The 21,457-nt window shown below is 51.2% G+C and carries 33 protein-coding genes and 2 other RNA genes; 15 read left to right on the forward strand and 20 right to left on the reverse strand.

Translation table 11 applies throughout. The features are described 5' to 3' along the window. A partial coding sequence (locus H595_RS21595) for a transposase (RefSeq protein ID WP_037053650.1) occupies nt 1–304 on the forward strand: 304 nt, incomplete at its 5' end. Nucleotides 305–394: 90 nt separating this feature from the next. On the opposite strand, the gene H595_RS21600 is transcribed toward H595_RS21595, so the two are convergent. The 18 genes from H595_RS21600 to H595_RS0104175 form a co-directional block, all read right to left on the reverse strand. Beyond that, nucleotides 395–988: a gp16 family protein gene (locus H595_RS21600; protein ID WP_051219728.1), complete on the reverse strand. Its 594-nt coding sequence runs from the start codon at nt 986–988 to the stop codon at nt 395–397. Continuing rightward, nucleotides 985–1,380 (reverse strand): hypothetical protein, encoded by a 396-nt coding sequence (locus tag H595_RS0104105; RefSeq protein WP_027670054.1) that lies wholly within the window; start codon nt 1,378–1,380, stop codon nt 985–987. Before H595_RS0104105 ends, H595_RS21600 begins: the two co-directional genes overlap by 4 nt. Nucleotides 1,381–1,385: 5 nt before the next feature. Further along, an RNA gene (locus tag H595_RS23780) (hammerhead ribozyme type II) lies at nt 1,386–1,456 on the reverse strand. Then, nucleotides 1,455–1,745: an HU family DNA-binding protein gene (locus H595_RS0104110; RefSeq protein WP_084153461.1), complete on the reverse strand. Its 291-nt coding sequence runs from the start codon at nt 1,743–1,745 to the stop codon at nt 1,455–1,457. The genes H595_RS23780 and H595_RS0104110 overlap by 2 nt, the downstream gene beginning before the upstream one ends. A 16-nt stretch (nt 1,746–1,761) precedes the next feature. Beyond that, nucleotides 1,762–1,826, reverse strand: an RNA gene (locus tag H595_RS23785) — hammerhead ribozyme type II. Continuing rightward, the gene (locus tag H595_RS0104115; protein ID WP_027670056.1) at nt 1,825–2,205 is read right to left on the reverse strand and encodes a DUF2528 family protein; all 381 of its coding nucleotides are present in this window, start codon (nt 2,203–2,205) and stop codon (nt 1,825–1,827) included. Before H595_RS0104115 ends, H595_RS23785 begins: the two co-directional genes overlap by 2 nt. Then, nucleotides 2,202–2,885: a DUF2786 domain-containing protein gene (locus H595_RS0104120; RefSeq protein WP_027670057.1), complete on the reverse strand. Its 684-nt coding sequence runs from the start codon at nt 2,883–2,885 to the stop codon at nt 2,202–2,204. The genes H595_RS0104115 and H595_RS0104120 overlap by 4 nt, the downstream gene beginning before the upstream one ends. A 3-nt stretch (nt 2,886–2,888) precedes the next feature. Then, entirely contained in the window at nt 2,889–3,137 is a 249-nt protein-coding gene (locus H595_RS0104125) for a hypothetical protein (protein ID WP_027670058.1), read from the reverse strand. Beyond that, nucleotides 3,134–3,760: a DUF3164 family protein gene (locus tag H595_RS0104130; protein ID WP_027670059.1), complete on the reverse strand. Its 627-nt coding sequence runs from the start codon at nt 3,758–3,760 to the stop codon at nt 3,134–3,136. The genes H595_RS0104125 and H595_RS0104130 overlap by 4 nt, the downstream gene beginning before the upstream one ends. Beyond that, nucleotides 3,757–4,425 carry a hypothetical protein gene (locus H595_RS0104135; protein ID WP_027670060.1) on the reverse strand — a complete coding sequence of 223 codons (669 nt, stop codon included), beginning with the start codon at nt 4,423–4,425 and terminating at the stop codon, nt 3,757–3,759. Before H595_RS0104135 ends, H595_RS0104130 begins: the two co-directional genes overlap by 4 nt. Beyond that, nucleotides 4,422–4,688 (reverse strand): hypothetical protein, encoded by a 267-nt coding sequence (locus H595_RS0104140; protein ID WP_027670061.1) that lies wholly within the window; start codon nt 4,686–4,688, stop codon nt 4,422–4,424. Before H595_RS0104140 ends, H595_RS0104135 begins: the two co-directional genes overlap by 4 nt. A gap of 1 nt (nt 4,689) precedes the next feature. Then, nucleotides 4,690–5,844 carry an ExeA family protein gene (locus tag H595_RS0104145; protein ID WP_027670062.1) on the reverse strand — a complete coding sequence of 385 codons (1,155 nt, stop codon included), beginning with the start codon at nt 5,842–5,844 and terminating at the stop codon, nt 4,690–4,692. Continuing rightward, nucleotides 5,844–7,604, reverse strand: a complete 1,761-nt coding sequence (locus H595_RS0104150; RefSeq protein WP_027670063.1) for an integrase catalytic domain-containing protein — start codon at nt 7,602–7,604, stop codon at nt 5,844–5,846. The genes H595_RS0104145 and H595_RS0104150 overlap by 1 nt, the downstream gene beginning before the upstream one ends. A 2-nt stretch (nt 7,605–7,606) precedes the next feature. Beyond that, a complete protein-coding gene (locus H595_RS21605) occupies nt 7,607–8,686 on the reverse strand; it encodes a hypothetical protein (protein WP_205623167.1) in 1,080 nt (359 codons plus the stop codon). Nucleotides 8,687–8,697: 11 nt separating this feature from the next. After that, the gene (locus tag H595_RS0104160) at nt 8,698–9,006 is read right to left on the reverse strand and encodes a helix-turn-helix domain-containing protein (protein ID WP_027670064.1); all 309 of its coding nucleotides are present in this window, start codon (nt 9,004–9,006) and stop codon (nt 8,698–8,700) included. Then, a complete protein-coding gene (locus H595_RS0104165) occupies nt 9,003–9,473 on the reverse strand; it encodes a hypothetical protein (RefSeq protein WP_027670065.1) in 471 nt (156 codons plus the stop codon). Before H595_RS0104165 ends, H595_RS0104160 begins: the two co-directional genes overlap by 4 nt. Then, the gene (locus H595_RS0104170) at nt 9,470–9,829 is read right to left on the reverse strand and encodes a hypothetical protein (RefSeq protein WP_027670066.1); all 360 of its coding nucleotides are present in this window, start codon (nt 9,827–9,829) and stop codon (nt 9,470–9,472) included. The genes H595_RS0104165 and H595_RS0104170 overlap by 4 nt, the downstream gene beginning before the upstream one ends. Before the next feature lie 59 nt (nt 9,830–9,888). Beyond that, nucleotides 9,889–10,161, reverse strand: coding sequence for a helix-turn-helix domain-containing protein (locus tag H595_RS0104175; protein ID WP_027670067.1), 273 nt, complete (start codon nt 10,159–10,161; stop codon nt 9,889–9,891). Between the two features lie 119 nt (nt 10,162–10,280). Between H595_RS0104175 and H595_RS21610 the strand changes: the two genes are divergently transcribed. Beyond that, nucleotides 10,281–10,685 carry a helix-turn-helix domain-containing protein gene (locus tag H595_RS21610; RefSeq protein ID WP_051219729.1) on the forward strand — a complete coding sequence of 135 codons (405 nt, stop codon included), beginning with the start codon at nt 10,281–10,283 and terminating at the stop codon, nt 10,683–10,685. 292 nt (nt 10,686–10,977) lie between these two features. On the opposite strand, the gene H595_RS0104190 is transcribed toward H595_RS21610, so the two are convergent. Continuing rightward, nucleotides 10,978–11,478, reverse strand: coding sequence for a hypothetical protein (locus H595_RS0104190; RefSeq protein ID WP_027670069.1), 501 nt, complete (start codon nt 11,476–11,478; stop codon nt 10,978–10,980). Nucleotides 11,479–11,497: 19 nt separating this feature from the next. Continuing rightward, entirely contained in the window at nt 11,498–11,767 is a 270-nt protein-coding gene (locus tag H595_RS0104195) for a flagellar biosynthesis anti-sigma factor FlgM (RefSeq protein ID WP_027670070.1), read from the reverse strand. A gap of 213 nt (nt 11,768–11,980) precedes the next feature. Here H595_RS0104195 and H595_RS0104200 point away from each other — a divergent pair, with 213 nt between their 5' ends. From H595_RS0104200 to H595_RS0104260, 13 genes are all read left to right on the forward strand, one after another. Further along, nucleotides 11,981–12,247, forward strand: coding sequence for a hypothetical protein (locus H595_RS0104200; protein WP_027670071.1), 267 nt, complete (start codon nt 11,981–11,983; stop codon nt 12,245–12,247). Next, nucleotides 12,247–12,432, forward strand: a complete 186-nt coding sequence (locus H595_RS0104205; RefSeq protein ID WP_027670072.1) for a hypothetical protein — start codon at nt 12,247–12,249, stop codon at nt 12,430–12,432. Before H595_RS0104200 ends, H595_RS0104205 begins: the two co-directional genes overlap by 1 nt. A gap of 70 nt (nt 12,433–12,502) precedes the next feature. Beyond that, on the forward strand, nt 12,503–12,802 hold the full coding sequence (locus H595_RS0104210; protein WP_027670073.1) for a putative holin: 300 nt from the start codon (nt 12,503–12,505) through the stop codon (nt 12,800–12,802). A gap of 2 nt (nt 12,803–12,804) precedes the next feature. Then, nucleotides 12,805–13,431, forward strand: a complete 627-nt coding sequence (locus H595_RS0104215) for a transglycosylase SLT domain-containing protein (protein WP_027670074.1) — start codon at nt 12,805–12,807, stop codon at nt 13,429–13,431. Continuing rightward, on the forward strand, nt 13,421–14,056 hold the full coding sequence (locus tag H595_RS23400) for a hypothetical protein (protein ID WP_051219730.1): 636 nt from the start codon (nt 13,421–13,423) through the stop codon (nt 14,054–14,056). Before H595_RS0104215 ends, H595_RS23400 begins: the two co-directional genes overlap by 11 nt. After that, entirely contained in the window at nt 14,053–14,406 is a 354-nt protein-coding gene (locus H595_RS0104225; protein WP_027670075.1) for a hypothetical protein, read from the forward strand. Before H595_RS23400 ends, H595_RS0104225 begins: the two co-directional genes overlap by 4 nt. A 1-nt stretch (nt 14,407) precedes the next feature. Beyond that, nucleotides 14,408–14,719, forward strand: coding sequence for a hypothetical protein (locus H595_RS0104230; protein ID WP_027670076.1), 312 nt, complete (start codon nt 14,408–14,410; stop codon nt 14,717–14,719). Nucleotides 14,720–14,724: 5 nt separating this feature from the next. After that, complete coding sequence (locus tag H595_RS0104235) at nt 14,725–15,300, forward strand: phage protein Gp27 family protein (protein ID WP_027670077.1); 576 nt, start codon at nt 14,725–14,727, stop codon at nt 15,298–15,300. Then, nucleotides 15,297–16,757, forward strand: coding sequence for a phage terminase large subunit family protein (locus tag H595_RS21620; RefSeq protein WP_037053656.1), 1,461 nt, complete (start codon nt 15,297–15,299; stop codon nt 16,755–16,757). The genes H595_RS0104235 and H595_RS21620 overlap by 4 nt, the downstream gene beginning before the upstream one ends. 1 nt (nt 16,758) lies before the next feature. Next, entirely contained in the window at nt 16,759–18,216 is a 1,458-nt protein-coding gene (locus H595_RS0104245; RefSeq protein ID WP_027670078.1) for a DUF935 domain-containing protein, read from the forward strand. Then, nucleotides 18,216–19,460, forward strand: coding sequence for a PBECR2 nuclease fold domain-containing protein (locus H595_RS0104250; protein ID WP_027670079.1), 1,245 nt, complete (start codon nt 18,216–18,218; stop codon nt 19,458–19,460). Before H595_RS0104245 ends, H595_RS0104250 begins: the two co-directional genes overlap by 1 nt. A 92-nt stretch (nt 19,461–19,552) precedes the next feature. Continuing rightward, the gene (locus H595_RS0104255) at nt 19,553–20,125 is read left to right on the forward strand and encodes a phage virion morphogenesis protein (protein ID WP_027670080.1); all 573 of its coding nucleotides are present in this window, start codon (nt 19,553–19,555) and stop codon (nt 20,123–20,125) included. Nucleotides 20,126–20,308: 183 nt separating this feature from the next. Next, nucleotides 20,309–21,451, forward strand: coding sequence for a hypothetical protein (locus H595_RS0104260; protein ID WP_027670081.1), 1,143 nt, complete (start codon nt 20,309–20,311; stop codon nt 21,449–21,451). The last annotated feature ends 6 nt before the right edge of the window (nt 21,452–21,457 follow it).

The following is a 21,457-nucleotide window of genomic DNA, read 5'->3' on the forward strand; positions in this document are numbered from 1 at the left end:
GGATGAAAAACACCCTGGGATCAGCCAGTCTTGGCGAAACAACTGGAGCCGGCTGAGTGTATTCTTCGACTATCCACCTGAAATCCGGAAGGTTATTTACACGACCAACGCGATTGAATCTCTGAATGCCAGCTTGCGGAAAGTGACTAAAACCAGACGTTCATTCCCGAACGACGAAGCCGTGTTAAAACTGCTATATCTGGCTTTACATCAAATTGCGAAGAAGTGGACAATGCCACTTAGGGACTGGAAACCGGCGATGAATCAGTTCATTATCATGTATGGTGACCGTGTATCGCTATGAGAAACAGCCACTTACACAGAAAATTTTACATACTCTCCATACCCGTTTTTTTAGTTGTCATTGGTTTGCCCTCATTAGCTTTAGTAAAACTCAAACCATTGCACCGTTGGCGCGTTCCCACTTTTCAAGTAATGTCTGGTAATCAATAGTTGGCCATACGTCATAGCCGCGTTTCTGCAGGTCGCTGTACATTAGGCGACGGCACCACTTTTTCAATGCTTCCAACACATGTGTTGCGTCTGAGCCCTCTAACCACTGCACAGATTGAATGCCGGCACCACTATTAATGTGTACTGTTTGCCTAGCTACCCAAGCATTAAGCGCTGTTTCGCTACCGTCGCGGATGAAGTCTGCACGGTGCATAAAGATCCAAATAGCTCTGATTACGCTGCGTTCATCTTTAGGGCCATCAGCAGTGCTGGGGCTGTACTTCTTACCTGGTTGCTTTTTAGTGGCTTTTTTTGGTTTAAAGCCCAGCTTTTCAAACGCGGCTAACACTGCGTGCAGCTCTGGTACCGTCATATTGGTGCAGCTGTTTTTGCCATTGCCGTAGTGTTCTAGGTTTGCGCGGTAGCTGTCATCGTCCATGCTTAGCTGAGTGCGTCCAATATGTATCTTAGCGACCAACAAGCGGCGGGCTTGCGCGGCATCAAAAACACGGCCTTTATTAGCTGTTTGTTTCATTGAAGGTTGCCCCTCTGAATAAAATGCTTCTGCATTTCCAGGCAGCAGGCGTTCCACCCTGCTTTTTGCTGGTCTTTGGCAAATTGTTGCAGCATTTCAACCACCGCTATAAGAGATCCAAACTCATAATATTTAAGTGGATCATCGTCCTTGTTCCTGCCTCCTACGTGCTCTGCCCATTGTCCCGCTGTCCAATCTGATCGAGGTCTTTTCAATATTGCTGGTATGGAACAGCTACCTTGTAACTTGATATCAGCAAAAACTCGTTGCACTCGCTCTATCAGCTCTTTCTGCAGCTGTTCTGCATCTGAGGCAGTAACTGGCCCACCAGGTAATGAAGCTGCAAAGTCGCCAATTTCACTGATAATTAAACGTTCTGCTGTATCTAACATATATTCCTCGGCTGCTCATCAGTACCTGGCCACCGCGCCAGGCAGACATAACCGCTTACGCGGCTATGTTTCGCTTAGTTAATGGCGTCTGTCAGGGCTTTGGCGGGGGTGAACTTAACTACTGTTTTAGCTGCAATCTCAATAGCAGCACCGGTTTGTGGGTTACGGCCAGTACGGGCTGCTTTTTGTGCCACTTTAAGCTTGCCAAGGCCAACCAGTGCCACTTCGCCGCCGTTTTTTAGCTCGGCTGTTACTACAGACTCCAGGCTATCAAGCCACTTATTTACGTCTGTTTTGCTTACTATACGGTCATGCGTGCCATTCATTTTTACGATAATTGCGTCTACTAATTGAGATTTGTTCATGTTTCACCTTTATATTGTTGGCTTGCTCTTCAGTACCGGGTCGCTACTTCCGATAGACGCCCGTTGCCGGACGTTTCGCTTAGATAGTTAATTCTGTCAGCTCAAGCGAGTCGTAATCTGGTGCTTCCACACTGGCGGCAATTACACGAATGCCAGGCTTTTCCGGCCAACCTTCTTCTTGAGTAAGATCTCTGCTCCAAGCTGCCCCTGCTTCTGTATTTGATTTACCAAAGTGGACTCCATCGTGGGAAAGCATTGCATTGATAAAATACAAACCTGCTAAACGGATAACTACACGCACATGCGATCCGTTTTCTTGATCAATTCTGTCATCCGAAAAACACCAAAATTGGTTAATTTCCCTAGCCAGTTCTGGCGTTAAAATCTCGTGGTCAACTTCAAGTGTTACCTCGTAGTCTTTCCAGTCGTCTTTTACTTTGTACGTTTTGATATTACTCATACTCTGCTCCCAATTTTGCCTTGCTCTGCACCATTAACACCGGCATTTAGTCTTACGTTCTGGCCCGCACCGTGCCCTTCAAAAAAGGCGCTGACATCACGCTTTTTATCCTGAGTAAGGCGCACTTCAGCCTTTTCCAGCCTGGTGAAGTGCTTTTGCTTGTAAAGCTGGATCAAGTTTTGTTCTTCTTCCGTGGGTACCAGATTGTGTACCTGGCGGCGCACGGCACTTATCCAGCCTTCGGCAAACAAATCTGCCCGGTTGGTTTTAGTGGTTAGCTTCAGCCGTTTATTCAGGCTTAGCAGGTATGCCTTGCGGGCTTTAACCAGTTGCGGGGCCAGTACTTCATAGCAGTAGGTACCAATTTCAACCCGGTCAGCAGGTCCAATAAATATCACCGTTGCACCTATGTCGCGCTTCCAAGACAAAATAGCCTTTAAGCCAAAGGCGCTTGTAATGCAGCCGGTTAGCAAATTAGCCCATAGTGGTTGCTTATCAGCCGCGTTAGCCCGCTTAATTTCCCGCTGGGTTACCTCTGACAACTTAACTTCCTGCTCACTTAACTGGTGCTCTTGCATCAGTTTTTGCGCCAGGCGCAGCGCGTTCGCTGCTTCGTGTTCGTTACCGCTTTTGGCCAGGGCCAGCAGCTTTTTAATTTTGCTTAAAATGCGTTCATCCATGGCTTAATCCTCGTCGACTGTGTAATCAGGGTGCTGCGTAACAACCAGCTGCACCTGTGTTTTTGGGCGGTCTTCAATCCAGCTTCCTAACCACGTTGGCAGGTGGTTGTCGCCAGAGCTGTCCAGGTATTCCAGCGACGAACGCACCATATGCGCGAACGTGGGCGACTCACTGGCTATTTTCAGCAGCAGCTCGTTGTCATACTCGCCATCCAGCAGCGAAATTTGGTCTATTGCAGCAACTGCGCTCATAACGACACCGCCGCTAAGTCCAGGGGAATAGGCTTGTACTGGTCGCTGTCGCCAATACGCTCATACAGACGAACATACGCCTTGCTGCCAATAACTTGGATGGCTTCACCAATGGCTGTCATAGCGCGCAGCCAGCGTTCGTCCTTTATATCCAGGCGGCGCAGGCCCAACACGCGGCCTGTGCTTATGTTGCCTTGCTTGTCAGTGTCAAAAGCGCCGTTCACAATGGCTTTAAGTTCAGCACTGGCGCTGGCTGTCCAGTCTTTCAGGCACTCGTCAATTAACGCTTTGGCGGCCTGCAGGCGTTCGTCAAAGGTGATCGTCTCTGATATAGAGCGCTGAACCTTGTAGCGGCCATCGTAGGAATACAGCGTAATGTTGCCCTTTTTACCGCCCACAACCGCTTCGTACTGCTCTGCAGACAGCTGAATAAATGCGGCGATATCAGCAAAAGAAGCCTGTTTAAATGCTGCCAGTTGCTGGTTAAGTGCCACGCCTTTGGTAATGAGTTCTTTAACCAATGCATCGCGGGTTTTATCAATGGGCTTCATCAGGCGGTCATGCGTCAGGTTGCCTTTGGCATCCATCCAATAACCCTCTGGAATAGCGGTTTGTTCAGTCATTGCTGTACTCCTGAATTTAACGTGTGAATGTGCTGCAGGTCGGTACGGATATCCGTTAAAACGCTGCTTATGCTGTCTTCAAAAAGTGGTGAAAGGCGCTCAAGTACTTGCTGCTTTAGCTCGTAGTTGGCCAATACTATGCGCGTGGGGGGCGTAATTTCAGCGGTGGGTTCGCTTTGTGCTTCTGTTTTGTTTAGCACGCTTCCTGCTGCAGGTATGTGATAAATACCATTTGCCCATTTCTTTATGTGGCCATTACTTTTCAGTTTTTCCAGCAATTGAACCGCTTCTTGGCGGCCAATATGCATCTTGTCTGAAACAGCTTTTCCACTTAAACCAAAGCTACCCGCTTCTTCTATCAGGCTAAACGCATAGCAGTGTTGCTGAGAATAATCAGATCCTGATAATGGCGATTGCACTACAGGCGCGTTTACCATCTGGCGCAAGTAATTCACCCCAGCAGGCAACATGACATAAAGATGCGACGTACCTATATGCTTAATACGCAGGTATTTCAGCTCTGCCAACTTGTCCAACATACTTTTAGCAAGCACAATTTCCAGCTTCAGGTGGCGTGCCACAGAGGTCACGGTTTCTTGTGCGTCTATCTTTTTAAACACCTGCAGCACCTGCCGCTGCAGTTTTGTTAGCTCTGGCTGGTTCATGCCGGTATCTCCAATACGTCAGCCGCCCAGGTTACAAGGCACTCATGAAACAAGGCGGCGTAAATGTTTTCTGTAATGCCCCGGCTACCGCGAACGCATATCACCGTGGCGCCTTGGGGGAACTTGTGCGGCCGTTCAATGCTAATTACCGGGCGGGTGTTGCCCAGGGCAACATCTGTTACCTGGTAGCCGCTTTTGGCCAGCTTGTGCACCGCAATTTGTGCGGTATACAGCGCGTGCTTAATCTTGTCAGTGCTATTCACGTTACACCTCCAACACCAGTGGGCCGGTTACCGTTGGCGCGCCTAAATCGGCGGCCAGGTTAAGGGCGGCGGTAAGCACGTTATGAATGGCCAGCGGGTACAACACACTAAAGTTGCCGCTGCCGGTAAGCTTGGTGCGCAGCGCGTTAATGGCGCTGTCGTCCATTACCTCTGTAAGTGCTTTGCCAGCCAGCTTAAAGCGGTGTGTTAAATAGCCTTCCAGCTCTAAATCCAACGGTTGCAACTGTATTACTTCGCAGCGTTGCACCACTTCACGCACGGCGGGGTTGCGCTCGTCCAGCTTTTGCGCCAGTTCGCTCTGGCCAATAAGCACTATGCCCAGCAGCTTGTTAAAGCCGTCTTCCAGCTCGAAAAAGCGTTTTAAGTGCTTAAGTGTTGGTATTGGCAGGCCGTGTGCTTCTTCAATAATCAACAAATGGCGGTTGCCAGCACGGTGCGACTCACGCAGCGTGTTATGCACCTGCCTAAAACGTGCTTCAGGGCTGCGTTTAGCCGCAGTACCGGGGGCAACAGTGGCCATAATGGCCTCGGCAATGTGGGCGGCTTTAAGCGTTTTGCCTTTAATGTCGTTGTCTTCCATGCCCAGTACATAAGGCTCAATTACAATAATTTGCTGGTTGTCGCGGTTGATCCATTCAATAAGGTCGCGCCGCAACGTGCTTTTACCTGCACCACTTTCGCCTACTACCGCCATAAAGCCACCGTGGCGGGCCGTTTGGCGCAGTGCTTCACGTACATAGCGGCTTTCGCTGGTTAAAAACACTTCTTCGCTGCTGCGCACTTCGTCAAACGGGTTACGGCCTAATACAAAATGACGTTTCGCGGCTGGTGTTAGTTGTTGTTTACGTAGTAGCATTAGTTGGTCCTCCACGGACTGGTCGTTTTTACGATCAGGGGCTGCTGGTACCAGCCCCGTTTCTTCTTCAAGTGCCTGGTCTGCGTCATGCTGGGCAACGCCCCGCGCAACCAGAAAATCAGATGTGTTTTCAATCAAGTACTTCATACCTGCCGCTTTACGCGGAAACTGGCCATGGTTCACCAGCTGCGCCACAGCAGCGGGGCTTAACCCCAGGTGGCGCGCCAGTTCGGCCTGGCTTTCGTTTATGTCCTGCAGTAGTTTTTTCAGCTTCAGCATTACTCACCCCCTACAACGCGCAGCGCCGCGGCCGGTTTAAGCAGTTGCTGGGCAATACCTTCCAGCGCATCTTCTTTTGCGCCCTGTGGGAAGCGTTGCACCAGCCAGGCAAAATGCTCTGGCGTCCACTTGCTGCCCAGGCGTTCGCGCAGGCGCATTGCCAGTTCAACGGTTTGTAATACTGGTGTTTCAACAGTCGGGGCTTTAAGCGTGTGTTCAGTACCACGGCGCGGCATATACGTAGGCAGCTCGGCGTCATCCAGCGGCTTGTAAGGGTTAAACCGGCCTGCTAGTGGTATGGCTTTGGCTTTACGGGCTGCATCTACCTCAGCAGCCGTACTGCTACCTGTCATTAGCTTGTCAATGTCGGCCTTGGCCGTTTGCGTTGGGGTATTCGCCTGGCTGGCGTAGCCTTCGCCATATACCGCCGAACTGGTTGCAAAGCCAAACTCGTTTTTTTCCACCCTAGGTAGTACATAGAACACTTCGTTGCCGTCAATGTCCTGTGTAACCAGCTGTGCGGCATCAGTGCGCCACGGGTTACGGGTAATAAGCACAGTTTGGCCAACCATAATCATTGGCACATCGCTAACGTCGTACTGTTCACCACCAAAGTTAACGCGCAGCTTAGGTGTTACTTTACGTTCTTCCGGTGTGGCCACAGCCAGTTCACGGCATACCGCAATGCTGGGTGCTTTAATAAGTTGTACTGCAGTAATGCGCATCCACACATTGCTGCGGGTATCGCCAGTGCGGCTGTGCTTAGCGGTAGCGTTAAACACCGCGCGCCACTGTGCTGCCAGCATGTTTAATTCGGCTAAATCGGCTACTGGCCTAAAGCGCAGGCCGCTTTCAAACTTGCGCTCAATAATGTTACGGGCGTTTTCAACCTGGCCTGTGGCCCTTGCATTGCCTGCGGCGTGGGCCAGTGCCTGAATGCCTAATGCCTTACACAGGTTTTTCGCCATAGCACTGGTGTTAGCGCTGCCAGGGTCCATATACAGTATGCGTGGCACACCGTGCAGCATATCGGCACCGCCGCGCTCCTGCATGGCGTTTATCAGTACGTTGCATAGGTTCTCGCCGCTTTCAGCGCCCATTACGTATTCCACGTAAATCCAGCCGCTGGCGTGGTCTGTTATTTCGTAGCTCCACACTCGGTCAGCCATTACACGCGCCACATTCGCTGGTTTGTTTTTGTAAAACTCGGCGCCATCCATTACGTGCAGGCCGTTTGGGCCCTTGTTCGGCTTTAAGTAGTACAACACGCACAAGCTGGCATCTATTTGCCACACGTGGTTAGGGTGCAGGCTGGCCATTTCCACGTGTGGATCTGGCTGGCTTAACTGTTCAGGGTGCACACCATAGCTGCGCATAGCGCGGCGTATGGCGTCGTAACTAAGTGGCTGCACTTCGCCGGTGTCGGTGTTAACACGCTCTGCCTGCAGCAGGCCGTTAGCGCGCAGGTGATCAACGGCATCATTAAGGCTATACAGGCGTTTGTTATTGCCGCGGCGGCTTTCCATCATTACCCCGGCAATTAACAGTGCTTCGTCACGGGTTAAACCGTGCTGGCCATTGTCGCTGCGGCGCTTACGTGGGGCTTTAACCGTTAACGTGGCTAACTTGCGGTGCACGGTGGCCTTGCTTAGCTGCAGTTCTGCAGCTGCAGCGTCTATTAGCTCACCCTTAGCGCCGTGGCCTGCACTGCGCACCGCTTTGGCCAGTGCCGTTATGCGTTCATTAATAACCGGGTTCATAACTACTGCTCCAGCTGGGCTTGCTGTGCAGCCACCAGCGCTTCAGCATTCGCCAGTGCGTCTGCAGACATCCAATCCGGTTCGCCGCCGGTTAAGTTGTCTGGCAGGTCAAATTCATCCCGCAGTGCGTTTATGTGGTTTTCCAGTACCTGCAGCAGGCCAGCCATATACTGGCGCTGGTCGGTGCCGTGCTCTTTGCCCGCTTCGGCCAGGGCTTCAAATGCTGGCTGCAGCTTCACTTTAAACAGGCTTTGTGCTTCGCTGAAAAAGCTACCGGCTTCAACGTGCAACTGCTGCATTACGGCATCAGGGGTTTGCGTTTGTATGCGGCGGCGGGTTTTTTCAAGTTCCAGGCGGGTGTCGTCCAGCTCTTTGCTTTTTTTCGCCAGCAGTTCGCCCTGGGCTTCATGGTCGGCTTTGGCTTCTTCCAGGCTGTTTAACAACTCGGCCTTTTCAAAGGCGTTTTTGCTAATGATCTCTTCGGCCAGGTCTATAAACGTTTCTCTGTCGCCGGTTTTAGCTACTTCAATCAGCGCTTCTTTCTGGTCAGCAGGCAGCTTGCGGTACTGGCGCATTTCGCGGTAGCCAATGCCCATACGGCTCATACTTTCCAGCGCTTCCTCGCCAAAGGATCTTAAGTTTGCTATGTCCTGGTTAGCTTTTTCATCGGATACACCCAGCAAGGTGCAGAACTCCATCCAGGTGCCTTTCAGATCCAAACCGTTTGGAGTTTTCTGGCCTGCAATCGCCTTGTAAAGCTTGTTTTCCTTGACGAAGGCTAATTTAGAAGCCCAAACCGTTTGGGAAAATTTACCAAACGCATCGGCCATTTGAGCTTGGCCCAACAGCTGGTTTACCAAAGCGTGATCTTCAGTAACCACACTATTTAATGTGGCAGCAGTGTTCTGCACCTTGCTGGATAGCTCCGCCAGGGCTTTATTGTGGGTATGTTCTTCAGCCGCAGCGTGAAAGGTATCGTCAACCTCCAATGCGGGTGCAGTGTGCAACGTTTCCATGTCCAGGGCTGCGGCTTCTAAATCGTCCATTTCTACTGTTGTTGCGGTGTTTTTCTTAGCTGGCATGTGTGTTCCCCTTAAATGCTACCGGCGGCTACGCGCTGGTTTAGTTCGTTAATGCGGTTGGTGGCGCGGCTTATTTCAGTGGCATGCGCCTGGGCTATTTGCAGCGCAGCCACGCTAAGCGCATAGCGGCCGCTGTCTAGCTGCATGGCCATACCCTCGGCCACTAAAGTGTTTAAGCAGCGGTTTACCGTAGCCGGGCTTTCGTTTAGCGCCTTGGCTAAGTCGCCGTTGCTTAGTCCGGTAAGGCTGTGGCCCTTTAGGGCTTTAAACACGCGCAGTACCTTCTGGCCGCTGCCACTAATGCGGGTTTGGTCTGTCATACAAATAGCTCCAGTTCTGGCTGCTGCAGCTTGCCCGCTTCGGCGCGGTGGTACGCCAGGTTCTCTATCAGCAGGGTTAAGTGGTCTATAGCGTCTTGCTGGCTGCATTCGCCGCTGTGCAGGGCCAGCAGCTTGCCCATTACTTCGCCGCAAAACATATTCAGTTTCACCAGCTCTTTGTGCTCAGCCTTGCGGCCGCGCGGCATGGGTACCAGCATCATGTTTAACGAGTGCGCCATGTACTGAATGGGGTAAACCCGGTGGCAGGTTTCCATAAACGGTATTAGCAAATTGGTTGGCATGGTGGCGCCGCCTAAGTACTTGTACAGGCTGTCTGTGCTGCAGCCCATGCGGTCGGCAATGCGTGGCACGCTTAGCTGTTTGGTAGCACAGGCAAAGTCTTTGGTTAGCTGCAGGCTCTCTGTAAGGCTGCGCGGTATAACCTGGTTCCAATTCTTACGGCTCATTGGAAACACCCCACCTTAACGTCGCTCCAAAAATACACATTGTTTGGAACGCCAAACGGCGTCAGGCTTGCCGCATCTGAAATTTGTTCAATAACGGCGACCACAACATGCATACCAATACAAACGCGAATGAACTGCTGGTAACTGAAGAGCTGCGAATCTGGCTTGGCTTGCCCCACAACATAGCCAACTACGGGGTAAGCCATAAAATTGATATTGCGCAGGTACGCTTCCTGCTGGAAAGCCTGCTGGCCCAGCCCATGGCGCAACGGGCTTTGTTGGTTACTGTGTTGCTGGTTAGCAACGACAGCGTGTTGTTGCAATTGCTGCAGTGGTTTAACTGGTGTTGTACGCATAAAGCCGCTCCTGGCCAAAAAACAATGAACGAGTTAGTAACGAACTGGCTGTTAGCGCCTTACGACGCCAGCAACTGCTGTAACTCGGCTTGTTTAGCGGTGCGGGCATTGCCTTTTGGCAGGCGGCCTTTGCGATAGCTGTCTACATCGGGGAATACCTCGGTAACTGGTTTCTCCAGTACTTTGGCAATGGCTGTGGCAACGCCTTTAGACGTGGTGCGGCGGTAGCACACTCCGCTAACTACGTTGGCGTTAACGTCCAGGGCTTCGCCAATCATGGCAAAGCTGTAGCCTTTGTCGTAAAGCGCTTGTTTAATGGCTGTGGCTTCCATAAGATACCTCTTGCTGGTTTTGGTTTGGCAGCGCTGCAACGCTGCTTTAGTGTTAGTACAAGTTGATTATTGAGCGGATATCCGCTCATGTCAACAATTAATTGTGTGGAAATCCGCCCATGATAGGAGAGCGCCTTAAACAGGAGCGTGAAAGACTTGGCTATACGCAAGAAAATTTCGCGGCCGCAGCTGGTGCAAAGAGACGCACACTGGTCGATTGGGAAAGGTCAGTTTCCTCGCCTACTGCTGTTCAGTTAGGGGAGCTGAGTAAGATTGGTGTTAACGTAAACTATATCGTTACTGGCGAGCGTGAGCCTCGGCCAGAAAGCTACTATTCAAACCGAGAAGTTGAAGACGCAATGCACGAATGGTTATCTGATGCTAAGTCGCTTGGTGCAATTGAGATTGATAGCAGACAAACTTACGAATTTCTTTTGAGCTTGTTCATGAGAAATGTTGCCAAAGTTACAGGTGCGAAAAGTAGTACCATAACGGCAGATATACGTGACAATAAAACGGGTTAACGCCTGAATTGGATAATGTTATCAAGCTCTTTATGCTGTCGCGGCGAAGCATGCTTTAAGAGCGAATCCATTTCCTAAAACCATAGCTCTTTGGCTTTCATTTTATCGTAACTGGGAGGCATGCAGTCAATCTGATCTCGCCAGGCTGAGAGTGCTTTAACTTTTTCACTAAAGGTGGCTTCAGTGTTTAATGCAGGGGGAAGTGGAAGTTGATTGTGGCTACAGGCTTTACTCAAAACCCATAAGCCACTCAAACAAGCAGCTATTAAGGCTACTACGATAAGAGTTGTTATCATATTACTGCCTTACGTATTTTTTCTTTTACTGCGGTAAACAGCGGGGTCATTAAAAATGCAAAGTAACCAACGTTTACAGTGTTTACAATAACTCTAAACGCAGCCCCCATAAGGTTAATTTCGAAAACAATCATGTCTAAGTATCGCAGGCTTTGCACAATGCACATAGCAACCATGCTCAACAGACAGCTCATTGCTACAAAGTCTATTTTTATTCGCTCATGAGAATGTATTTTGTAAATGATGATGGCACTCAAAATGTTACATATAGCCCATGTTGGGTACCAAGCATGCTTAACAAAGCCAGCATAGTCATCAACTAACGCAACCAATTTCGGCTCTATAACCATCATTACCAGATTGGCTATGATGGTTATAATAGCCGCGATAAAATAAGATCTAGTACCAAGCTTAATGCCATATACCGCAATTACTGCGATTAGATACGCCACCCAAATGTGGTTGTTAAACTCATACAGGAACTTCGAGTATTCCATTACATCATCTCAAATTTAACTAGGTTTTTACTGGGTAATCGTTACCGCTGCCACTACCCATTGTTTGCACTGGTGGGTCATTTCCATTTCCATTACCAAGCGGTTCTGCCGGCGTACCTTCCTCGGATTCAAGTAACGCGGTTGCTTCTGCAGATATTGATACGGTGTCTGCAGAACTTGTTGGAGGCTTTGGTGGGTCATTGCCACTTCCGCTACCCAGCGGTGTTACCGTGTTGGTTTGTTGAACTTGCGGCTGGTAAGCACTGCCACTAATATTTTCAATGCTCATAAACGTATCTCCAGTGCGTTATTGCACAGCAAAACTTTATCACAACATACACCAAAGTCTGATAGTTGCCTCTTTTAGGAATTTGATTTTTCCTGACAAAAACATGATATTTCAGTGTTTTCGCTTAAATATTGTCCAAGCAGCTTTTTTTTTATTGAAGTAAGCTTGTTGCATGGGTAAAAAGTAACCGTGTTTATTAATAAGGAAATTTATATGACTGAACAGATCCAACAAAACAGTAGCAAAGAAGTTTTACCGGGCGATGGCGCTGCACAGTTTTTGCGTGTGGTAGCATTATTTTTATTTATTGCTTGCTTAGGTGCTGCGGCATTGAGCGCTTTTAGTGAAGAGCAGTTCATTGTAGCGGCAGCCTGTGCATTAGCTGGCTTTACGGTGTTGGCTGTATTCTATGTACTTGCGGCGATTTGTGAAAATGTTCTGCTAATAGCAAAGAACTCAATAAAGAACGAGTCTAAATAATGACAGAACAAAAAACACAACTACCACCATCACCAGAACAGATGGCACTGGATATTACTACTGCTTTGATAAGTGCTGGTATCTTAAAAGGCACTGGATTACACGACATGAACAATGCCGATTCCACTATGCGGTATTTGAAGCGAGTATATGAAGCTGCTCTGAAAGAATTCAAAAAAGTTTAGCCCCCGTTCAAATTACATTCCGTAACCCACATGGCACCTTAGCAGTTGATCTCACTGCTAAGGAACCGCCATGCCATTTCTACGCACCTTTGCTTTACCCCGTTTAACCCTGTGGGCCATTGTGGCCGTAATACTGCTGTTTGCCATTGCAGTGGTAAGCCCGCAGCAACTGCCAGTTGTGCTGTACAAGCTGGCCCTGGTAACGCTGGCCTGTGTGCTGGGTTACTGGCTCGACCGCACGCTGTTTCCGTATGACCGCCCGCACACTTATCAGGAATATGGCGAAGACCTGATCCCCCGCGGTTTAGCCATGCTACGCCGTGCGCTTATTGTGCTGGCCTGTGTGCTTGGCCTGACGTTGGGGCTTTAGGTATGAAAAGACTGCTCATAATTCTAGCATCGAGTTTAGCCGGGCCTTCGTGGACAATGCCGGTTATCGCAGATGAGATACCGCGTGAAGCGACAATTCATCAGCGCACGTTAACCCGTTCCGCCCATGCGCACTGGGGCCTTAATGCCCCGTTGGCTACCTTTGCCGCACAAATTCACCAGGAAAGCCGCTGGCATGTCGGAGCCAGGTCGCCCGTTGGGGCCGAGGGCTTGGCGCAATTTATGCCTGCCACCAGCGAATGGTTTGCCAGCATTAACCCGCGGGACTTAACCACAGCCCAGCCCTTTAACCCCGCCTGGTCAATGCGTGCCCTGGTGCTTTATAACGCCTGGAACCACAAGCGCATTGTTGCGCGTGATAACTGCAACCGCTGGTCGTTCACCTTAAGCGCCTATAACGGTGGCTTAGGCTGGGTACAACGTGACCAGGCACTGGCGTCAGCTTCGGGTGCTGACTCGCTGGTGTATAACGCAGTTGCGCCTTTTAACGCAGGGCGCAGCGCGGCCAGCATTTCAGAAAACAGACACTACGTAACCACCATTATTAACCAGTGGCAGCCGCTGTATGTGCAGGCTGGCTGGGGCCACGGGGTGTGTTATGAATTTTAAGAAACATCTGCTAGCTGCTTTGGCCATTATCGCTGCTGTGTTAGCGGTGGTGGCCATCGCCCAGCTTGGCCTTAGTGCCATTAAGCAAACCAGCTATGACGCTGGCTACAGCGCCGCCGAGGCAAAGCAGGCAACAGCCGTGAACACCGCCCTGGCAGAGCAACAACGCACGCTGCGGGCCGAGTTTACACGCCAGCTAACTAACGCCAATAACGCCGTAACTGCGCTACGTGCCGTAAACCGCGACATAGCGCAGCGCGAGCTGCTGCTACGCCAGGAGATTGATTATGTTACTACCCATTACCGGCAAAGCCCTGCTGCAACGCCTGAGCCTTTGCCTGCTTGTATTTTTACTCATGGTTTTGTCAGCGTGTACAACGGCGCCATCAGCCCAGGTGGTGCCGCTAGTGCAGCCATGCCCGCCGCTGATACTGCCGCCGGAACTGACACAACGGCCAGCGCCGCCACCGCTATTGAAGCCGACAAGCTGCAACCCAGCAACATCCAGCAACGCGACATCTTGCACCACATTGCCGGTTACGGCAGCCGGTGCCAAGCCATTGAAGCCCAGTTAAACCAACTGCTGGACTACTTAGAAAGCATTAACAACAAGGGGGCTGTGTGACAGTTCAGGTAGATTTTTGGCAGCTGGTACTGCTGCTTATTTCGTTTTTTGGCGCCTGTGCCTGGGCATTTAAATTGTTACTCGGGCAAACGCAGCGCCATTTAGATGACCGGTTTAGTAATGTCAGCCTACGCCTAGACAGCATTGAAGTGGCCAATAAAGAAGAGGCCGCCCAGTGGGCCCGCGTAGAGCGGGAGTTAATGGAATTAAAAGCCGAACTGCCGCTTAACTATGTGCGACGCGAAGACTATATCCGCGGGCAATCAATTATTGAGGCCAAATTGGATGGCCTTGCTGTAAAAATTGAAAACAACCAACTGCGAAGCCTGTTACCAGGTGGAGGAAAATAATATGTCGCAAATAGATACCGCTAAAATTCGCCGTGAAAGCCTGCGTTGGCTGGTGTTGTTAACGCTTAATAATGCCCGGCCTATTGGTGCATACGAAGGCCCAATATTGTCGGTGGCGCAATCAGAATACCCGGATGCAACTGCACTGGAGCTACGCCGTGAAATGGATTATTTGTTCGACCGCAAGCTGATAGACCTGAAAAAAGAGCCATCAGGCCGCTGGTTTGCTGATCTTACCCGCTACGGTACCGACATTGCCGAGTACACCATTGACTGTGCGCCTGGCATTGCCCGCCCAGCTAAGTACTGGTGACAGCTATGGCGCGTAAATCCTCAATAGACCGGCTACCCGATGTAGTAAAAGCCTATATTCACGGCAAGCTGGCAGACAATAAGTTAACGCTGGATGAGCTTATAGCTGATTTGCAGCAGCAGTTTCCGGAGGAAGCGGAGTCTGGCGATTTGCCCAGCCGCAGTGCGGTTGGCCGCTACGGCCAGAAGCTGGAACGGCGCTTAGCAGCAATACGGGCCAGTACTGAAGCGGCCAAGATTATCCGCGACCAGGCAGGCGATAGAGAAGACGCGCGCTCAGAAGCGTTAACGGCAATGATCCAGTCTGAGCTGTTTGAATCCATTATGAACCTACAGGACGTCAGCAACGAAGATATGTCGCCAGCCGAGCGTGTGGGCCTGCTGGCAGACGCCGCCAAGAACATTGCCACGCTAACCCGCAGCAGCGTAACGCTGAAAAAGTACCAGGTTGAAGCTGAAGAACGTGGGCGCAAGCTGCTGCTTGATGAACAAAAAGCCAGGTTAGCGGCAATGGAAACTAAAGGCGGCGTTACTGACGAAACCCGCGCCGCCATTCGTGAAGCGCTAGGGATAAACTCATGACCAAAACCAGGGGCAACGCCAAGTGTATTCCGGCTAATAAAGCCGGGATATTTTTGCCGTTTCAATCTAAGTGGATAACTGACAACAGCCGCTTAAAGCTGATGGAAAAGTCACGGCAGATTGGTTTGTCCTGGTCTACCGCTTATGCAGCCAACGAACGCACAGCAGCTGCAGGTGCGAAGCATGACCAATGGGTAAGTAGTCGCGATGACCTGCAGGCCCGCTTGTTTGTTGAAGACTGCAAAATGTGGGCAGGCATTATGAACCTGGCAGCCAAAGATTTAGGCGAGCAGGTTATTGACCCCAAAGACAGAATATCCGCCTACGTGTTGCAGTTCGCCAGCGGTAAGCGCATTCACTCAATGAGTTCAAACCCGGATGCTCAGGCCGGTAAACGTGGTGGCCGTATTCTAGACGAATTTGCCTTGCACCCGGACCCGCGCAAGCTGTGGTCTATTGCTTACCCCGGCATTACCTGGGGCGGTAATATGGAAGTGATTTCAACGCACAGGGGTAGCCACAACTTTTTTAACCAGCTAGTGCGTGAAGTACGCGAGAACGGCAACCCCAAAGGGATCAGCCTGCACCGCGTAACGCTGCAAGACGCGTTAGACCAAGGCTTTTTGTTCAAGCTGCAACAGATGCTGCCTGCAGACGATGAACGCCAGGCGATGGATGAAGCGGCGTATTTTGACTTTGTTCGCTCTGGCTGTGCCGATGAAGAGTCGTTTCAGCAAGAGTATATGTGTAACCCCGCTGATGACGATGTGGCGTTTTTAGAATATGACCTTATTGCATCGAGCGAATACCCCGCTAACGCCAACTGGACAGCACTGGAAGGCGGCAGGCTTTACGCTGGCATAGACATTGGCCGCAAGAAAGACTTAACCGTGCTGTGGATTGTAGAGCAGCTGGGCGATGTACTGTACACCCGGCACATAGAGCGCATGCAAAACATGCGTAAGAGTGACCAAGAGGCCATTATGTGGCCGTGGCTGCAGCGCTGTGACCGTATTTGTATTGATGCCACCGGCTTAGGTATTGGCTGGGCAGATGATGCACAGGACTACTTTGGGGTTAACCGGGTGGAGGCCGTTACCTTTACACCAAAAGTAAAAGAAGCCCTGGCATACCCGATTCGTGGCGCAATGGAAGATCGCAAGCTACGCATACCGCACGACCCCAAAATACGCGCTGACCTGCGCCAGGTAACCAAGCAAGTCACCGCGGCCGGCAATATCCGCTTTGCTGCAGAACGCACAGTGGATGGCCACGCCGATCACTTTTGGGCATTGGGCCTGGCGATACATGCTGCCAGCCAACCCAACGCCCCTATTGACTTTCAATCCACCGGACCACGACCCAGCCAGGCGGGGTTTGATGGCCAGCGCAGCGCAATAATTACCGATGTTGGTTTTGGTTCGGTATCAGGCAATAACGACTTTAGAGGCTACTAACATGGCAGAGAATAAAAAACCGATTATGGAAGAAGTTGCCACCACGGCCGATGGTAAAGACGTTACCCGAGGTTACTTAGACCCGCTTAGCATTCAGCCGGTAAACGATAGCGTGCTGACCCTACGTGGTGGTGGTGATTTTAAGATTTACAGTGAGATCCTACGGGATGACCAGGTGGCCACCAGCTTTAACCAGCGCCGCCTGGCGGTGGTCGGTAAAAACTGGCAAGTGGAAGCCGGTGGAACCAGTCGCAAAGATAAAGCTGCCGCAGATTACCTGCGTGAGCAGCTACAGAACATAGGCTGGGACAATGTTACTGACAAAATGCTGTACGGGGTGTTTTATGGCTTTGGTGTTGCTGAAGCCATGTATGTACGTGACGGCCAGCATATTGCGTTGGCAGACGTTAAAGTACGTAACCGCCGCCGCTTTGGCTACGATGGGTTAAACCGTTTGCGTATGCGAACGCCCGCCCAACCGATGGGGGAACTGTTGCCGGCGCGTAAGTTCTGGAATTTTAGCTGTGGTGCGGATAATGACGACGATGCCTATGGCTTGGGCCTTGGCCACTGGCTGTACTGGCCGGCTTTCTTTAAGCGCAACGGTTTAAAGTACTGGCTGCTGTTCCTGGAAAAGTTTGGCCAGCCTACGGCAGTAGGTAAATACAACGCCAATAACACCGACCCAGCGCAAAAACAGAAATTACTGCAGGCATTGCAAGCCATAGCCACTGACAGTGGCATAACGGTACCTGAAGGCATGATAATCGAGCTGCTGGAAGCCAAACGCAGCGGTACCGGTGACTATGCTACGTTCTATGACAAAATGGATGCAGCAATTTCAAAGGTGGTACTTGGCCAAACCGCCAGTACCCAGGGCACGCCTGGCCGCCTGGGTAACGACGAGCTGCAATCTGATGTCCGGCTGGACATTATCAAAGCTGACGCCGATCTGGTATGCGAGAGCTTTAACCGTAGCATAGTGCGCTGGTTAGTCGACTGGAACTTTCCTGGCGCCATGCCACCCAGGGTTTACCGCAAAGTTGAACCAGACGAAGACACCGCTAAACGCGCCGAACGGGACAGCAAAGTATTTGGCATGGGGTATAAACCCTCGCTGCAATATGTACAGGAAAACTATGGTGATGGGTGGGAAGAAAAACCCCAGACACCGCCCCCGGCAAAGACTTCAGCAACACCGCAGTTTGCTGCAGCTGATATGCCAGCACCACAGCAAATGTTGGAACAAACCCGCACAACATTGGCGCCGGCCACTAACGCCTGGATAAACCAGGTACGTGAACTGGCCAACAGTGCCAGTGATATGGAAGACCTGCGCGACAAGCTGCTAACGGCTTACCCGGATATGTCACTGGAGCAATACGCTGATGCGTTGGCTAACGCTACTGTTGCCGCAAACCTTGCTGGCCGCGATGACGTTAAACCAGGTGCAAACTGATGGCCAGCGTCAGTTACGGTTCGGTACCGTTCGCGGAGCAAATTGCTTTTTTTCGTAAAAAGCTGAATATCCCCACAACAAGCTGGACAGATATTTATAACCGCGAAAACGACTACGCGTTTGTTGTCGCCGGTGCGAACCGGGATGACTTGCTGGCAGATTTTAGAACCGCAGTTGATAAAGCCATAGCCGATGGCACTACGCTGGAGCAGTTTCGCAAAGACTTTGACAGCATTGTGGCCAAGTACGGCTGGGACTATAACGGCGGCCGCGAATGGCGTAGCCGGGTAATTTATGAAACTAACCTGTTTAGCAGCTATAACGCCGGGCGCTACGAGCAGCTGCAGGCACAAACAGCCGCGCTGCCTTACTGGCGGTACCGGCACAGTGACGCGGTAGAAGACCCACGGCCAGAGCACCAGGCGTGGGATGGCTTGGTATTACGTGCCGATGATCCGTGGTGGCGCACGCATTACCCGCCCAATGGCTGGGGCTGCCAATGCTATGTTGAGGGTTTAACTGAAGATGATTTGCGCGCCCAGGGCAAAACCGGCCCGGATAAAGCCCCGGCGTTAAATATGCAAACCCAGCTGATTGGTAAGCGCAGCCCAGACGGCCCGTTTGAAGTGCAAGTACCTGCTGGTATCGATCCGAGCTTTGAACATGCGCCAGGGCAAAGCCGGCTGCAAAGTGCCATACCACCAGAGCGGCCAGAGCCAGCAATTGACGGCGCTACCGGAGGGCCAGGGCTACCTAATGTCAGAGCCACTGACGCCTTGCCAGCAGCCCGCAACGTGCCTGCAGAAAGGCTATTGCCAAAAGGTTTGCCCGATGCCGATTATGCCAGCGCGTTTTTGGCAGAGTTTGGTGCTACGCTGCAGCAGCCTGCAGTATTTAAAGACGTGTTAGGCAGCGCGCTGGTAATGGGCAGTGAGCTATTCACCACCCGTAAAACCGGCACCCTAAAAGCCGATAAGCGCGAGCGCGGCCAATACTTACCCCTGATGGCAGAGGCCATTAAACAGCCTGATGAAATTTGGGTGCGCATGGAATACCACAACGCCAGTGGTAAAACGGTAGTAAGACGGCGCTATATCGCTCGCTTTACGATACCTGGGCAGAACGTACCGGCATTGGCAGTATTTGAGTGGGGTAAAGACGGTTGGTCAGGTATTACTACGTTTAACCCGGATACGGATATTAATGATTTGCGCGTGGGTGTTAGGGTTTACCGAAGGGAGTGACCGCCAGCCGACACTGGCGGAACCGGTGTAGTTGGAGGTCCTATATTGTCGGGAACAGACCTACACCAGCAACCTGAATTATAGGAGAGAACATGGCAGGCGTAAAGGCAGTAATAACATCAGACATTGGCCCCAAGCTGGCCGGGCTTATTCAAAACGTTGAACATCCGGCACCGTTGTTTGGCGTAATTAACGAGTACTTGCTGCAAGCACACCGTACCCGGTTTAAACAACAAGTGTCGCCAGATGGTAAAGCCTGGCAGGCTTTGTCGCCACGCTACGCAAAAACCAAACGACGTAACGCGGATAAAATCCTTACTTTTCGCGGGTTCTTGCAGGGCACACTGCGCGGCCAGTATGACGATAAAGGGCTAGAGTTTGGTACCAACAGCCAGTATGGTGCCATACATCAGTTTGGTGGCGATATAAAACGCAAGGCCAGCCAGCGCGACCTGTACTTTCGCCAGGGCAAAGATGGCAGTGTAGGCAACCGCTTTGTGAAAAAGAAAAAAAGCAACTTTGTGCAGACGGTGAATGTGGGGCCATACACTATTCGCATACCGGCACGCCCCTGGTTGGGCACCAGTAAAGCCGATGAGGCGACAATATTGCAAAAAACACAACGCTACCTGCAAAATGCTATAGCCACCAGAAACGCACTGTAAGCGATTTAAAGCCCTTTAGTGCTGTCACCGTGTGACAGCACCCCCTAAACCCCGCTTGTAAACGTTTATAAATGCCTTTACGCCATCTTTAAAAGTTTAGCCCCCGTTCAAAAGACACTGAAACCAGAAAAACATACGCTGACCTCTGAAACCTGAATTATTAATTGGGAACCAGAGGCCAGCATGCCAACCCCGAACCTACTAGAAATTTTTAAAACCGGAAAGCGTACTGATAGTAAGGGCCGTCAATGGGACTTTACCGACAGCGTTATTGACGAAGTCGTTAGTGGTTATGATCCGGCAGTGTTTTCTGCCCCACTTGTGGTTGGCCATCCATCAATGGACGCCCCGGCTTATGGCTGGGTTAACAGCCTGAGCCTGGATAACACCATTCTTAAAGCCGAACCAGTAGACGTTGAGCCTCAATTTGCCGCCCTGGTAAATGAAAAACGTTTCCCAAAAATTTCAGCCAGCTTTTTTCCACCAGAACACCCAGCCAACCCTAAGCCAGGTAAATGGTACCTGCAGCATGTTGGCTTTTTAGGCGCGCATGCACCTGCAATTCCCGGACTGAAAGCTGCGTCTTTTGGTGCCAGCGGCGCCGACGATGTAGTGACAGTGGAGTTTGCCGCCAGTGATATGGACGTGCTGTGGTCATTAAGCCGGCTGGCTCGCGGGCTACGTGATTGGATGCTGGAAAAGTTTGGTTCAGATGAAGCTGACAAAGCACTGCCAGATTACGTGGTGCAGGAGCTGGAAACGCAACGCGAGCGGGAACGTATTTCAGATGTACATACGCCGGGGTTTGCTGCCCCACAAAACCAACCAACGGAGGAGCCCACAGTGGACCCTAATAAAGATAAAAAAGCAGAGCAGCAAACTGCAGATTTTGCTGCCCGCGAATCCAGCCTGGCAGAGCGTGAACAAGCCCTGGCAGATAAAGAGAGTAAAGCCCGGCAAGGTGAAATTGCCAGCTTTGCAGCTCAGCTGGTAGCAGACGGTAAGTTGCTGCCGCGCGAAGAAACCGGTGCAGTGGCGTTTATGGCCAGCCTGACCGAAAGCGACACAGTGTCTTTTGCAGCAGCAGATGGCAAAACAGAGCAACAACCACAGGCTGACTGGTTCCGGGATTTCTTAACCGGCCTGCCGCCACGGGTTGATTTTGCAGAGCGCGGTGCCGCAGGTGATGAAACAAACGTGGCATCGTTCGCCGCTCCGGCCGGTTACTCGGTCGATGAAGAGCGTTTAGCGCTGCACAACAAAGCGCTGGCCTATCAGGCACAGCATAAATGTGATTACAACACTGCCATTAGCGCAGTGAGCTGAGGAAGC

The sequence above is a fragment of the Rheinheimera baltica DSM 14885 genome (genome assembly GCF_000425345.1).
GTDB lineage: Bacteria > Pseudomonadota > Gammaproteobacteria > Enterobacterales > Alteromonadaceae > Alishewanella > Alishewanella baltica.